This is a genomic window from Epilithonimonas hispanica (assembly GCF_003385395.1).
Classification (GTDB): Bacteria; Bacteroidota; Bacteroidia; order Flavobacteriales; family Weeksellaceae; genus Epilithonimonas; species Epilithonimonas hispanica.
Genome location: NZ_QNUG01000023.1, coordinates 44,067 through 57,926, shown reverse-complemented (window position 1 = coordinate 57,926; position 13,860 = coordinate 44,067). Strand labels below are relative to the sequence as shown.

Sequence of the window (13,860 nt, the reverse complement as noted above, 5' to 3'; positions counted from 1 at the left end):
TGTTGAACTAAACCTCCGGTAGCTTTTCCCATTCGCCGTTTTAGTAACTTTGTTTTTATTAACCTTTTAAAAACTCATGAAATGGCTACAAAAAAAAATCTCCGGAGGATTTAAGGACGAACAAATTCCTGAACCGTGCCTCGAGCGAAGTTAACGGTTTTGCCGAACTCCTGCAACGCTTTGAAAGAAATATCTCCATCTTGGGCAGAAGCAAGCGTACCTTCGACAATTATTCCCGTCACGTTGCAGCCTTAGCGCTTCATTTCGGTAAAGTCCCTACCGAATTAGACCCGGAAGACATCAAAGATTACCTTTTTGAACTTCAAAAGCGATCAAAAACCCCTTCTCAGTCGTACTTTAGACATACCGTTTACGGACTGCGGTTTTTGCTGAAAACCGAAGGCTTGCCTTACAGCTACCTCCACCTTCCCGCGATTCCAAAAGTCAAAAAACTTCCCACTATTTTAAGCCGTGAAGAGATCTGGCGCATGATTCAAACCGCCGAACTCCTGAAACACAAACTGCTCATCGGCCTCATCTACGGTTGCGGACTGCGCTGTATGGAAGTAAGGAATATCAAGCTTCAGCATTTGGATTTCGACCGGAAGATGCTGCTCAATAAATGCCGCTGTTGCAAAGAAGGAAACCTGGTCACCATTGCCATTTTCGGGCAGCGGGGGCCGCCACAGGATTTTCTTTTCGTCACCCAAACGCTGTCTGCAAAATAACCTTTGCGGGTAAGGGAACCTATGTTCTGAAGCGAGGAAAAACCGCTGATCTCTTCGTAGCCACGAGTTGGCAAAACGAAGAAGTCAGCAGAGGTCATAGTACTTAGGAGCAACGAGCCGATGAATAAATCGGAGGACTCACAACCCAAGGAAGGACTGAACCAAATCCTTTCGGAAATTAGATAAGGAACGGAAATATCTGTAGCCTTTTCATAAAGTACGAAATAGTTTCAATTGGTGTAAAGAGCGATTGGAAAGATGGTTTGCGAACCGCCGTATACGAGACCTACGTACGGTGGTGTGAGAGGCGCACTCCGTTCAATTATGAGCGGAGCCGTCTACTCGATTATCTTATGTGTCTTTCAGTTTAATATTCTCTAATAAATTTGAATGTGAAGATTTATTTATAAAAATCAGAAAGTCAAAAGAATCGGCAATATTTATTTTTCTAAATTCATCATTTTTGGTTCCAGAACCAGTTTTACGAAATTCAATATCTTTTAATAACCATTTTCCCAATTCATTATTATCTTTCTTAATTGATTTTAGATCTAAAATGAAATAAGGTATATCTAAAGAGTTTAAATTAGATTCGAGACTTCTGATTGGTGCTGTTTGCGATGTAAATGTTCCTATTTTTCCATCAACACTTGCCGTGTAATTTCCTTCGTAAAATGCAAAACCAAAATTAATATAATCATTTTGGTACTTTTCATTTATATGATAACCCATCGAACTACGATTTTCTTTAGACACGTGGAAATTATGAGCAGATATAATTACCTTGCTTGGATTATAGTTTTGTTTTATCCAATCTACATTTTCAGCCATAAATTTATCCCTCGTTAGTGAACTGCCGACTTTTATATTTTGTCTAATGATAGTAATATTTTGTAAAAATCTTTTTTTACTTTCTTTATCTTCCATTTCTAGGGCTTTTTGCGAAACCTTATCTAATAATAAATTTACGGTTTTTTGAATTTTGTTTTTATATTTTTTGTTACCTCTTTTATTTTCTTTTAATATTTTAATTAAACTATTAATGTCATCTAATGGATAATTATTAGCGTAATATACATCTCTAATTTGTTTTAACGCTCCGAAATAATATTGCATATCAAATCCGTCAAATAGCACTTTTTGATTATTATTTTCATTGTGTGTTTTTAGCCACTCAACAAAAGCCAAAGTTTCTTGTGTTTGCCAAAGCCAAAAATACATTCCGCGTAAAACATCTTCTGGGGAATCTATATTTCTGCTTATATAATTATTCATCAGATAACTTTCTGGCATATTTGCTTCTAGCGAGAAAATATTAAAATTCAAATCTTTAATTAAATACTGACTAATCCGATATTTCATTTTATAAACTTCACTCGAACCGTGAGTTGATTCACCTAATCCTACAATATCGGAATTACCAATAAACTTATTTAATACTTTCAAATCTTCATTATTGTCGGTAGAAGGTTCAAAAGTCGAAAGTGGATATATAAATTTATTAATGTATTGTTTTTGCTCAATTGTTAGTTCATTTCCATCTTGTGCTCGAATTGCATGAAAAGAAAACATAAAAAGAATTATTAAAAAAAATCTTATTTTCATTTATTTTGATTGTTTTTGGATGACATAGCAGAGAAAAAGTAAAATTTTTAATTTTTTCATTGCTTGTTTTACTTTTTGTGACATTCTTACTAATGTTTGGCAAACTGTTATTAGCAGACGTTTTTTTATTTATTTAATTTTTCTAATTCGCGTAAGTCACTTTTATACTTTTCAACATCCCAAATTAAATTCCAATTTTTAACATAATCAGACATTGAACCTAAGCCAACTTCTATTCTTCTTTTATCTACATTGTCGGGATCAATTACAGGTAAAACATATTCAGTTTTAGTATTTGGATTTATTCCTATTTGACTTCCGTATATTTGTTTTCTACCTTCTCGAATTTCTATTCTGTCAATTAACAAAGCTAAAGAACCTGAATCTGCATTTCCATTTTTCACGGCTTCTTTCATCATTGGTAAATATTTTTTTTGCGTTTCCAAATCTGAATGCTGAATGACTAGAAATAATGTACTGTTGGCTTGTGCGCCTACTTTGTCTTTACCAACCCAACCTCTTTCATCTAATATTTTTTTTACTTTTAATAAGTTAATTGAGTCGTTCTGAAGTGTTATTTTCCAGAGATCCTGCATTTCTTTAGAATCATCATTGAATTTTTTTAGAGTTTCATGGATTTGCTTTCTATATTTTTGGTCTTCGTCATAAATTGTCAATAATTCAGCCTGCAAGGGTTTATCATAATTTGCTTCTATTAAATCTAGTTTTTTCTCTAACTTTTCAATTGTTTTTCCCCATTCTTTTTTTGAATGTAAATTTTCTAAATCAGTATCAGAATTTAAGTGCTTTAGATTTGTCCAACCATTTTCTATTGATAAGTTCAACCATTTAAATGCTTTTTTTGTATTTCCTGCCAAAGAAGATACACAAGCGCCATTATATAAGTGACTTGGATTTTTGCTTTCAATTTTAAAAGCTCTATCATATAAATCAGTAGACATTTTATAATCTTTTGTTTCATATAATTTGTTTGCTTCACTTATTAATTTTGAATATTCTTGAGCATTAACGCCTGTAAATAAAAATAATAATAACAAAGTGTAAATATTGTTTCTCATTTTTTTCCTTTAGTAAATTTTATTGTTATATTTTTTTTAAATTCTGACTAACGTTTTTCTTTTTTACTCACAATCAATCAGTTGCGAAATTGATTTCTTCATTAGTCAAACCAAATTTAGTAATTTGTTTTTGCCATATACACCCTGGTATTGGGCTTTTTGATGATGATCAGCTATATTTAATTCTGTACCATACAAAACATCATAACAGTTAATTGATTCGGAAAATACACATTACTAATAATCATTTGAAAGTTCCTTGAATTTTCCTACTTTTTAGCTTTTCTTATTCCACTTTTTTCTGTGGACAAACATATAAAGGGAATTTTAACATTCCTAAGGTTTACTTTATATATTTATAAATATATGGTCGCTATATAAATTTCAAAAATCTAATAATCAGAACATTACGGTAGATTGTGAAAATTTAGAGATACATTATAATTTTGCCAAATAGACCGTAAAATAACGTATTATTTGACCTATAAGGTCATTTGTATTATTGTTGATGCCATGATTAGCATCTTCATAAATCAATAATCTTGTCGAAAAATTATTAGATTTCAATGCATTAAATAAGAGGAAAGCATTATCTACATTGACTCGTTCATCATTGGCTCCGTGAATGATAAAATTCTTTAAATTTTTATTTTTTATTAATGGAATTGAAAGTAATGATGAACGCTTATCTAATTCCTTTTTAGGATTTTTTTCAAAATCGGGAATGAGTTCTTTATACAACTCATACATTTCCGGTCTGTCTTTTTGGTTTAAGTCAGCAATTCCACCAATGGTAGCATTTGCCATTATTCTATCCGTTTCTTTCAGAACCAAAAAATTGGTCATAGAGCCACGGCTTACACCAAGCATTCCGATTCTTTTTGGATCGGCATTACTTTGATGATCAATGATTTCAAATAACTTCATCACATCTCCAATGTCTTTTCCTCCAAATTCATCTTTTCCTTCACTTCTACCGCTTCCACGCAATTGTGAACCAATAACGATAAACCCTTTAGCTGCTATCTTTCCTAGAAAATTAGTCAAAGTAGGTATCGTAACCGCACCCAGCTCTTTGTTACCTCCACGATTAAAAATAATTACCGGATATGTGCCTTTTTCCTTCGGCTCTATTAGAAATCCTCTGATTGTAAGATTGTCATAGGAGGAATAATTATAGCCGTAAACATTTATGGAATCCAGATACTTGTATTCATCTTTAAAAACAGATTGTCCGTTTTTATTTTTTACGGTATATCCTTGTATTTTTTCAGGAAAGGTTTGTTCTAAATTAACTGATGAATTTTGAGCACAAAACATTTCTGAAAATAGTAATAAGTAAACATAAAATATTTTTTTCATCTTCTCATTTTTTTAATATTTTCTACCGAATACTTTTTTGGAAACTCTTCATACCAAGTCAGCAAAGTTTCTTCTCCAAGGTATCATACACTCCTTCATATAATTTTTCAATTAATTTTTTATCTGCAAATTTATTTTGCATGGTGTTGATAATTGAAGCCCATTTTTCTGTGCTTTTTAATTCCTTGAAACTTTCATCTTTTTTAATAAAATCTATTTCTCCATCTTTCAATCCTAAACCTTTTTCAGCAGCAACATTAAGCCAGTTTAAAGCATCTTCATCTTTTTTACAATTGACAGCAGAAAGAGAAGCATAGTAATAGTCGTATATAGAACCTTGATTACTATCTATTAATAAAGGTTTAAATGTTTCATAAGTGTTACAAAAATCTTTTTTGCTTACAAATTCTTCTGCTTTCGCTATTTGTTCATAATTTTGAGCAAACGAATAACTCATAAGAAAACTTGCTAAAATTGTAAAATTGTTCTTTTCATATTTTTCTTTTGGTCAGTATATTTTTCGTTATATAAATTATTTGGTTTCAGATATACAAAATTATGCTGAAAATCTATAAAAGTATTAAATCTCTTCAAAACTTCATTTCCTAAAATATGAATATTTTTATCCTTCAACGGTTTGTTAGATGTCGTTATTTGAACAGGAACATTTTTAAGTTTATATTTTCCAATTTTCAAAGACGATAAATTAGTCGTGATCACAGGAATTTCATTTCCTTGCGCACCTTTCATAATCACTTTTTTGATAATTGCCATTTTCTCGGTTGGAAATTTTTCCTGTGCTAATAAATCACTGTCTAACATTGCAGTTCTCTGAAATCCTGTGTCAAAAAGAAAAAGGTCGTTGTTTTCGACGCCACTTTGTTTAATTTCGCAAGAAACTAAAAACAAATCTTTAAAATATTCAATTTTTAGTTTAGAAAACTTTTTGCTTTTTGCCACATTTTCTGGTAATGCTGAATGTATTACTAATATATTTTTATCATAATTAATTTCTACAATTTTATCTTTAAAAAAGTCCCATCCAAATCTTCCGTCTGTTCCGTGTCCTGTTAATTGAGCGTCATAAACTTTAGTTTTATAATTTGTGTTTCCAATTTGCAAATTGTAGAAAGTGCTGTAGAGTTTTGGTGAAAATTTTAGTTTATTTTTTAGGACATCATTAGTTAAAATTAGTTCCGTTGTTCCTGTATCAAAATTTAGATTTAAAGTGTCAATCTTGTTAAAAATTGCTTGTACAAAAATGGTGTTATGCTCATTTATATTTAAGAAAATGCTGTCAGATTTTACATTTTTTTGTGCAAAAATGCAAACCGATATAAACAAAAATGTAATAATTAAATTTTCTTTCATTTTTATATTTTCTTTTTTTTAAAATGGCATATAAACGCTATTAAATATCATTATTTACTATTCCAAACTTCTTATTTTTAAAATCAAGAACTATGATCTTGTCATAAAAGAAATCATTTCCGATAATTCCATCAATATCTTGTTGTTTAAATCCAAAATAATCTTCGTCTGTGAACCATAGTTGCTTTACCATAAAGTTGTTATTTCCTAACTGAATGTTTTTATTTATGTCAACAGCTCTTAAAATTAATGGATTGTTAAAATTCTTTAAATTGAAATTTTCAACAATCTCTCTATTTTCAATAATTTGCTTCATATTTTCTTTATAAGTAATCATTGGAAATATACTCGCTCCACTATCATATAAAAAATAATAAGTTTTATCGTCAATTGTTATAGGTACATGCAATTTGTTATTAATATATTTTGCGTCGACAAATTGGATTTGTTTTATAAATTTATTTTTTAGCTTATCAGATACTTCAATCTCCTTTTTAGAAAAATTTATAGTTAAATATTTGTCTTTGAATATATCAGAGCCTACCACTCCGCAAACTTCACCCTGGTCAAAATTTAATAAACCTCGAAGATCATAGTTTTTTATCTCAAAATTATCAATTTTTAAATTTTGATTTTTGACGATAAACACAGTATGTCCTGCCGCAAAATCATTAGGTGTAATTTCCTTAGATTTTATTAACTCTGTTTTTTCAAAACATTTATCATAAATTAAAGTTACATCTGCACCTAAATCAAATTGAAATCTGTAAGTCTTATTTTCAATTGTGAAAGGAACACTCATTGCAATTTTGTCAATCAATTTTCCATTAATTGAATCTTTTTCCCATTTAAAATCTATTTTTTGCGCTTGAATATTTGGTGAAAAAATAGTAAAAATAATGTATGTAAAAAGTAATTTTAATTTCATTTTTTGTTTTTAAGCGTGGTTTTAAAATGGCATATAACGGTTAGGTATTTCTGCAGTCGGGGATTGATATAACTAACTTTTATACTAGCGAATATAGTGAAAATAGCAAATATATTCGATGAAAACTTCCGCCCCGCTTGTAGAATATGTTGAACTAAACCTCCGGTAGCTTTTCCCATTCGCCGTTTTAGTAACTTTGTTTTTATTAACCTTTTAAAAACTCATGAAATGGCTACAAAAAAAAATCTCCGGAGGATTTAAGGACGAACAAATTTCTCAATCGTGCCTCGAGCGAAGTTAACGGTTTTGCCGAACTCCTGCAACGCTTCGAAAGAAATATTTCCATCCTGGGCAGAAGCAAGCGTACCTTCGACAATTATTCCCGTCACGTTGCAGCCTTAGCGCTTCACTTCGGTAAAATCCCTACCGAATTAGACCCGGAAGACATCAAAGATTACCTTTTTGAACTTCAAAAGCGATCAAAAACCCCTTCTCAGTCGTACTTTAAACATACCGTTTACGGACTGCGGTTTTTGCTGAAAACCGAAGGCTTGCCTTACAGCTACCTCCATCTTCCCGCGATTCCAAAAGTCAAAAAACTTCCCACTATTTTAAGCCGTGAAGAAATCTGGCGAATGCTTCAGTCCTTCTAAAAAACTGCTTTGCACCTCTAAATTCTAAAAACGACATCCCCATAAGAGGACCATCATACTGCTGAAAAGCTACCGGAGCTTCCGTTCAACGGACTTTCATCTTCTGTCCTGCGGACAAGACGAAAGCTTAGTTATTATATGCCGTATTTTTATTCTTCGGTTTCTAGAGATTCTAACTTTTGATTTTGGTTATCTAATTTTAAGGTCATTTTTAAAATATTAATATCATTATTTGCTTTGTCATTAAAAGAAAAATTAAGATATAAAGAATTGTTTTTTTCACTGAAAGAACTAGAAGCACCTGATAAAATTATAGATTTTGAATTTAAATATTTTGTTTTTAACTCTTTAAACTTAACTTTGTCTTTTTCATCAATAACAAGATTTTTTGTTATTTCGTTATTATCTAAGTAATTCAAGTAGTTACCAATTTCGTTTGAGATTTCTAACATTTTGGGATTAAGTTTGGCAGTTGAGAAATATCTGTTTCTTTTAAAAATATTATTGTCTTCCGCATTCCAAATATCGTTTAATCTTGAAACCTGTTGAATTTTGTATTCAGGGTCTAATGTAATTTTCTTAATATTATTAATATCTATAATTTCAGGACTTTTATTAGAAATTTTGATATTTTTTTTGGTATTCAAGTTGTCCATAGTTGTGCTCTCAATTTCTAAATTGTATATTTTTTCAGAGTTTGAATTAATACATAATTTTGATTTACCACACTCGCTAAAGTAAAAATCTGGAATTTTATCTGTGAATAATGTTTCATAACCTTTTGATTGTAGGAAGAAGTTTAATTCATCTAAACTTGTAGTTCTGTCATATTTCTTATATTTATAAAATTCACCAATTATATTGATAAAGTTTGCATCGTTTTTTTGTTTTGAATAAAGATAAAGTGGTAATAAGTTATAAGAAAATAATTTTTTTTCATTTTTTTCTAAATTTTGATTGGCAAATCCTACAAAGGATTTTTTTCCTTCGGTTATAAATTGCTTATAGCCAATTAAATCTTCAAAGTATTTGTTGAAATTCTCAGAATGATATGTTGCTTTTAAATATTCAAAAGCAAGGAATTCTGCTAATGCCTCTGTTAAAGAATTTTCTTTGAATATAATTCCATCCCCTCCAAACCAAATATGGGCAATTTCGTGCGAAACAGTTGTTCTAGGTGCGTCATTTTTGAATATGGCACTATTGTAAATTATAATGTTTTCATTAGTTACACTTGGTCCATTTATTGGTGCAAATATAATTTTTGGTTTTTCCTTTTTCCCAAAATAATTAGAAAAAAACTCAAATGATTTAGACATTCCTTCCGTTGCTTTTTTGATTTCTTCCAAAAGTCCGTTTTCTTTTTCAAGATAGTAAACTTGAAAACCATTAACTTCAAAATTTTTAAATTTGCCCGCAACAATTATTGGTGTAGCAATATAATTTCGTTGCAAATCGTTTTCGGTAGGAAAAATGATATTATAGTCTTTGGAAGAAATATTAAGATTAAATTTTTTTTCCTTTGTGAAGTCAGATTTCTCTAATCCTAAATATCTTATAGTTGTAATAAAAAAATCATTATTTGCATTTGATTTGTCAATATTTATTACATAATCAACTTTATCGCTCACATCATAACTTTTCAGATTTGAAGTTTCATTGCTTAAAAATTTTGCAGAACTATCTAAAGTAATGTAATTTGGAAAGATTATAATATTTTTTTTTGAAGCAAATGTTTCGGAAATTTTTAAATTATTATTTTCATCAATTATTATTTTCGCATTTACGGTTTTTTGTGCTAGAACTATTGAGAAATTTATTAAAAAAAGAAATGTTAAAATTTTGTTTATCATCTTTTTATGACGGTGTTTGTGTAATATGGCATATAACGGGAAAGGGCTTTGCGAAGGCGGGGATTTTACAAACTAAAATTTCTATAAAAACTGAACCGAGCAAAAACCATTTTCGTTTTTTCAAAATTAAAAAAAAATAAAAAATGAAATGGTTTTTTGCGTCTAAAAGTGCGAAAATCTTCAACGCAAGGGAACTTCAGCCCCGCTTTTGCAAAACCCGTGCTGAACTAAACCTCCGGTAGCTTTTCCCAATCGCATAAATCAGTTTCTTTGTAAAATTAATGAAAAAGATGTACACAAAAAGAGACTCATCTCGAAGTCTCTTGTATATCTTTAAAATTTTCCGTCGATAAACCCATAATGCTGAAAAAAGCTCCGGAAGCTTCCATTCAACAGGAGTTTATCTCAGCATTTTTTATTTTTTATTTTGTTTTGATGAGTTTTCAATTCATTGCTGGCTTTTCAAGCCCAACGAAACTCTGGTTATTGTAAACAGTTATTTTTCAGCCAAGCAAGGTTTCAGGAATTTTTCTTCGTATTTCTCAAGGGCTCTCTTGGTTTTTAATTTTCTAATTTTAGTTTTTCGTTCATCACCAAAATATAAGTGCTCTCCAAAAAAACCTGTATCATATTCATTTGCGCCCTTTTTGAATTCCCCATTCCTTATACCGTTTATTAATTGTTCACAAAATTCTATTTTAAATTTAATCTCACTCTTTGTTTCATATTTACTATATAGCCATTCCGATTGCGGGTTTTCATAATACAATTGTGGTTCATCAAACTCCCAGAACAACATTAGTGCTAAACCTAAATCACATTTCTTATGAGTAACGACAGTATAAGGTATTTCAAACCCGTCATCCCAATTATAATTCTCCATTAGAGAATAAAGGTCTATTTCATTATCCAATTTTTCAACGCATTCAAGCCTCTCCTTTGAATTACATTGATTGATGATTCTTTCTACAGTCGGATTCATAATTGTTTACAACGTTTTGGCGCTTGGCGCAGTGGCGAACTTCGAACTGATTATTTTCTGTTAAAGATAATATTTCTTACGAAACGTGATAGTGAATTTACTATAAATTCGCAATCTAGCCAAACGCCTGTTGAACTAAACATCCGGCAGCTTTCCCAAACGCATAAATCAGTTTCTTTGTAAAATTAATGAAAAAGACGTACAAAAAAAGAGACTTTTCTGAAAGTCTCCTGTATATCTCTAAAATTTTCCGTCGATAAACCCATAATGTTGAAAAAAGCTCCCGAAGCTTCCGTTCAACGGGCTTTCATCTTCTGTCCTGCGGACTAGACGAAAGCTTAGTTATTACCTGCTGGCTTTATTTTCCCTATATTTTGTGGGTGTTATTCCCGTCTGTTTTTTAAAGAATCTTGTAAAGTATGTGGGATAATCAAAGCCTAAATCATACCCTATCTCAGCAACGGTTTTATTTGATATTTCCAAATGCTTTTTTGCCTCTGAAATTATTTTATCCTGAATAATCTCTGAAGGAGTTTTACCTGTGTTGAATTTGATTAAGTCGCCAAAGTAGTTGGAAGACAAATGTAATTTATCTGAAAAATAATGAACATTAGGCATTCCTTGCTGTCCGTTTGAATAGTAATCGCTCAGTAACTTCTTAAATTCTGTAACTAATTTGTTATAAAGTGGCTGTCTGGTTTCAAACTGACGTTTATAGCATTTGCCGATGTAGGTAAATATCAGATTGCAATAGGCCAACAAGAGAGCCATGTCATAGTTGTCTTTTTGGTATTCCTCAAAAATTTGTTCGTATAAATTTTCTATTCGGTTTTGTTCATCATTAGTTAGGAACAAGGCTTCTTTAATGTTATACTGAAAAAAGCTAAAGTCAATATTGTACTCTTGGAGAAGTATGGGCGAAATCAAAATTTGGTAACCTTCCCATCGTTTATCTACATTCCATTTGTGAATTTGTTTAGGTTTAATAAAATATAGAAAGGCCGATGTTGTATCATACTCAGTATTTCCGAACCAATTTAAGTCTGTCATATTGCGTTTAAATGCCATCATATAAAAGTCTGATGTAAGCCCATCACATAACAAACGAATACTTTCACAGTCGTTATACTTGACCACATCTATTAGGTCTTTCTTTGGGTCGTTGTAACCAATAAATCTGTTGTATTCTTTTATGTTATCAAAATGAATCATAAGCATATTTTAAAAATTTAGGATAAGACAAAAGAAGAATGTCTTATCCTAATATTAAAATTACGTTTAATTGTTGAATTATTAAAATTCCTGAAGTGTAGGGCGAATAACAATTTCGTTAATATCAACATCTGCAGGTTGTTCTATTGCATAAGCAATGGCTCTTGCCACTGAATCGGAAGGGATGGCTTGTTTATAAAAATCTACTACAAAATCTACACTTCCTTTGTGAGAGCTTCCATATTTCAATTCAGAATCAATAGCCCCAGGTTCAATGGTTGTGGTTCTAATTTTTCCGCCAACTTCGTGTCGTAAGCCTTCGGAAATAGCTCGAACGGCAAATTTGGTACCACTGTAAACCGTACCTCCTGGACTAAATACCTTAATACCCGCTACAGATGAAATATTAATAAAATGTCCCGATTCTTGTTTTTCGAAAATAGGCAATGCCGCTGCTATTCCATAAAGTACTCCTTTAATATTAATATCAATCATTCTTTCCCATTCATCGACTTTAACTTCACTCAAAGGAGCAATTGACATTAATCCTGCATTGTTCAAAAGGACATCAAGTTTGCCGAATTCACTGATGGCTTTATTGATTAAAGCTTGTACATCGGATTTAATGGTTACGTCAGTTTTAAGATAAACTGCTTTACCGTTACCTTGTTTATTAATTTCTTCAGCAATTTTGTTTAGGCTTTCTTCTCTGCGGGCTCCTAAAACTACGTTTGCTCCTTTAGCCGCTAAAAGGCGTGCAGTACTTTCTCCTAAGCCGCTACTCGCTCCTGTAATTACTACTACTTTACCCGAAATGTTTTCTGATAGATTCATCCTTATTAAATTTTAATTTATGATTTTAAATAATTTATGATGCAAAATTACTTTGATGATACATTTCTAAGCTTAAACAAAATAGGGAAAAGATGAAACAAATTACAGGTAGTGTGAATGTAAGCTTCTGACTAACGTTAAACTTTACTATTGATAATCAAATTATTTTGAATTTTTCTTTTCTCGTCCAGAAAAAGGTATTGTGAAGGCGGATTGTACCCTTGCCCCTTAACGAGCATATTTTGAAATTATTCTGATCGAGATATGTGCTTATCGCAGACTCGCCATTAAAAACTAACGCCGTGTGAAGTATTACTAACAAAGACTTTTATGCAATCTTACCTGAATTGCAGACGGGTTTTTAAACACCGTTGCTTAAGCCGGTCTTTTCAAGGAGCGATTACTAACGAGCTTTTCAAGTTCATTCATATCAAAAGTTGGTTTAAAAATGGCAGGTATCTTTTCGGGGCTTTGCGCATTTGCGTTTTTCCAAGAAAGTTGCGTCTATAGAATGCGAAGTTACCTAAAAAATTTATATTTACATTGCAGACAATGAAACAATTGCGGCTCAGCGGCTGTTGCCTGCAGTGCGTGCTTTGTATTTAAGTGCTTTTCGAAAAAGGTTTGCAAACTTTATAGCCTTAAAACTGTTAATTTTATTAGATAAATTTTTCAAACTCAACACTTATCAATAATTTTAAGTGTAACAGAATAGATGTAAAACCGGAATATATGAGTAGAGGATTTGTGAAAGAGGGTGATCAGGAGGAATTCCCGATGATTCCGCCCGCGTGCCGATTTACCGCCCGGTACGGTAAACTTCGTGACCGAGTTCGGATACGGTCAGTTACTCGCCGAACGTGATCAAATGATTCACGAGTGCGACAATACCATGATTTCGGACGAGAATGAAAATCGCATTGCCGTAAATTTAATCAATGCGAAACTGCAATTGCTACTCGATCGAATTTCGTCTGCGAAAATTGTTAACCTTGCCAAACAACCAAAAAATATAGTTAGGTTCGGTGCTGAAGTGTACTTTAAAGTTGACTCCGATCCCAAAATCCAGCACTATCAAATCGTGGGTGTCGATGAGGCAAATGTTGCAGAAGGAAAAATAGCGTTTACCTCTCCTATTGCGAAAATTTTTATGGACAGAAAGGTCGGCGATCGCGTGACATTGAAATTGGGCAAAGCGGAAAAGCAATTTGAAATTGTGTCGATAAAATACTGATGAATTTGTAAAGTGTCAG

12 protein-coding genes and 2 pseudogenes are annotated in these 13,860 nt (G+C 31.6%); 4 read left to right on the top strand and 10 right to left on the bottom strand.

What is annotated here, in order from left to right; genetic code table 11:
• Positions 1-128: 128 nt before the first annotated feature.
• Together DRF58_RS19255 and DRF58_RS19250 are read left to right on the top strand one after the other, a co-directional pair.
• Positions 129-377: pseudogene (locus tag DRF58_RS19255) on the top strand (phage integrase N-terminal SAM-like domain-containing protein); the annotation flags it as partial.
• Between the two features lie 228 nt (positions 378-605).
• A pseudogene (locus DRF58_RS19250) lies at positions 606-728 on the top strand (IS91 family transposase); the annotation flags it as partial.
• Positions 729-1,079: 351 nt separating this feature from the next.
• Here DRF58_RS19250 and DRF58_RS11620 read toward each other — a convergent pair.
• From DRF58_RS11620 to DRF58_RS11595, 6 genes are all read right to left on the bottom strand, one after another.
• Positions 1,080-2,333 carry an erythromycin esterase family protein gene (locus DRF58_RS11620; RefSeq protein ID WP_116035617.1) on the bottom strand — a complete coding sequence of 418 codons (1,254 nt, stop codon included), beginning with the start codon at positions 2,331-2,333 and terminating at the stop codon, positions 1,080-1,082.
• A 125-nt stretch (positions 2,334-2,458) separates the two neighbouring features.
• Entirely contained in the window at positions 2,459-3,412 is a 954-nt protein-coding gene (locus DRF58_RS11615; RefSeq protein WP_116035615.1) for a DUF6624 domain-containing protein, read from the bottom strand.
• Positions 3,413-3,850: 438 nt separating this feature from the next.
• Positions 3,851-4,774, bottom strand: coding sequence for an alpha/beta hydrolase family protein (locus tag DRF58_RS11610; protein ID WP_116035613.1), 924 nt, complete (start codon positions 4,772-4,774; stop codon positions 3,851-3,853).
• 58 nt (positions 4,775-4,832) lie between these two features.
• Entirely contained in the window at positions 4,833-5,231 is a 399-nt protein-coding gene (locus tag DRF58_RS11605) for a hypothetical protein (RefSeq protein ID WP_116035611.1), read from the bottom strand.
• Between the two features lie 11 nt (positions 5,232-5,242).
• Positions 5,243-6,145, bottom strand: coding sequence for an aspartyl protease family protein (locus tag DRF58_RS11600; protein WP_116035610.1), 903 nt, complete (start codon positions 6,143-6,145; stop codon positions 5,243-5,245).
• A 40-nt stretch (positions 6,146-6,185) separates the two neighbouring features.
• On the bottom strand, positions 6,186-7,073 hold the full coding sequence (locus DRF58_RS11595) for a pepsin/retropepsin-like aspartic protease family protein (protein WP_116035608.1): 888 nt from the start codon (positions 7,071-7,073) through the stop codon (positions 6,186-6,188).
• 317 nt (positions 7,074-7,390) lie between these two features.
• Here DRF58_RS11595 and DRF58_RS11585 point away from each other — a divergent pair, with 317 nt between their 5' ends.
• Entirely contained in the window at positions 7,391-7,726 is a 336-nt protein-coding gene (locus DRF58_RS11585) for a phage integrase N-terminal SAM-like domain-containing protein (protein WP_228412638.1), read from the top strand.
• Positions 7,727-7,875: 149 nt separating this feature from the next.
• Here DRF58_RS11585 and DRF58_RS11580 read toward each other — a convergent pair whose 3' ends face one another.
• The 4 genes from DRF58_RS11580 to DRF58_RS11565 all read right to left on the bottom strand — a co-directional run bounded on the left by DRF58_RS11580 (position 7,876) and on the right by DRF58_RS11565 (position 12,607).
• Positions 7,876-9,579, bottom strand: a complete 1,704-nt coding sequence (locus DRF58_RS11580) for a M1 aminopeptidase family protein (RefSeq protein ID WP_116035604.1) — start codon at positions 9,577-9,579, stop codon at positions 7,876-7,878.
• A gap of 496 nt (positions 9,580-10,075) precedes the next feature.
• Positions 10,076-10,561 (bottom strand): DUF4274 domain-containing protein, encoded by a 486-nt coding sequence (locus tag DRF58_RS11575; protein WP_086048209.1) that lies wholly within the window; start codon positions 10,559-10,561, stop codon positions 10,076-10,078.
• A gap of 345 nt (positions 10,562-10,906) precedes the next feature.
• Positions 10,907-11,773: a helix-turn-helix domain-containing protein gene (locus DRF58_RS11570; protein ID WP_116035620.1), complete on the bottom strand. Its 867-nt coding sequence runs from the start codon at positions 11,771-11,773 to the stop codon at positions 10,907-10,909.
• 81 nt (positions 11,774-11,854) lie between these two features.
• Positions 11,855-12,607 carry an SDR family oxidoreductase gene (locus DRF58_RS11565; RefSeq protein WP_116035603.1) on the bottom strand — a complete coding sequence of 251 codons (753 nt, stop codon included), beginning with the start codon at positions 12,605-12,607 and terminating at the stop codon, positions 11,855-11,857.
• An 868-nt stretch (positions 12,608-13,475) separates the two neighbouring features.
• Here DRF58_RS11565 and DRF58_RS11560 point away from each other — a divergent pair.
• The gene (locus DRF58_RS11560) at positions 13,476-13,841 is read left to right on the top strand and encodes a GreA/GreB family elongation factor (RefSeq protein ID WP_245955419.1); all 366 of its coding nucleotides are present in this window, start codon (positions 13,476-13,478) and stop codon (positions 13,839-13,841) included.
• Positions 13,842-13,860 lie beyond the last annotated feature (19 nt).

Bases quoted from the DNA above. Each gene is read 5' to 3' on its own strand.
- DRF58_RS11605 (WP_116035611.1), bottom strand. From the start codon at position 5,231: ATGAGTTATTCGTTTGCTCAAAATTATGAACAAATAGCGAAAGCAGAA.
- DRF58_RS11595 (WP_116035608.1), bottom strand. From the start codon at position 7,073: ATGAAATTAAAATTACTTTTTACATACATTATTTTTACTATTTTTTCA.
- DRF58_RS11600 (WP_116035610.1), bottom strand. From the start codon at position 6,145: ATGAAAGAAAATTTAATTATTACATTTTTGTTTATATCGGTTTGCATT.
- DRF58_RS11565 (WP_116035603.1), bottom strand. From the start codon at position 12,607: ATGAATCTATCAGAAAACATTTCGGGTAAAGTAGTAGTAATTACAGGA.
- DRF58_RS11615 (WP_116035615.1), bottom strand. From the start codon at position 3,412: ATGAGAAACAATATTTACACTTTGTTATTATTATTTTTATTTACAGGC.
- DRF58_RS11560 (WP_245955419.1), top strand. From the start codon at position 13,476: ATGATTCACGAGTGCGACAATACCATGATTTCGGACGAGAATGAAAAT.
- DRF58_RS11580 (WP_116035604.1), bottom strand. From the start codon at position 9,579: ATGATAAACAAAATTTTAACATTTCTTTTTTTAATAAATTTCTCAATA.
- DRF58_RS11620 (WP_116035617.1), bottom strand. From the start codon at position 2,333: ATGAAAATAAGATTTTTTTTAATAATTCTTTTTATGTTTTCTTTTCAT.
- DRF58_RS11610 (WP_116035613.1), bottom strand. From the start codon at position 4,774: ATGAAAAAAATATTTTATGTTTACTTATTACTATTTTCAGAAATGTTT.
- DRF58_RS11575 (WP_086048209.1), bottom strand. From the start codon at position 10,561: ATGAATCCGACTGTAGAAAGAATCATCAATCAATGTAATTCAAAGGAG.
- DRF58_RS11570 (WP_116035620.1), bottom strand. From the start codon at position 11,773: ATGATTCATTTTGATAACATAAAAGAATACAACAGATTTATTGGTTAC.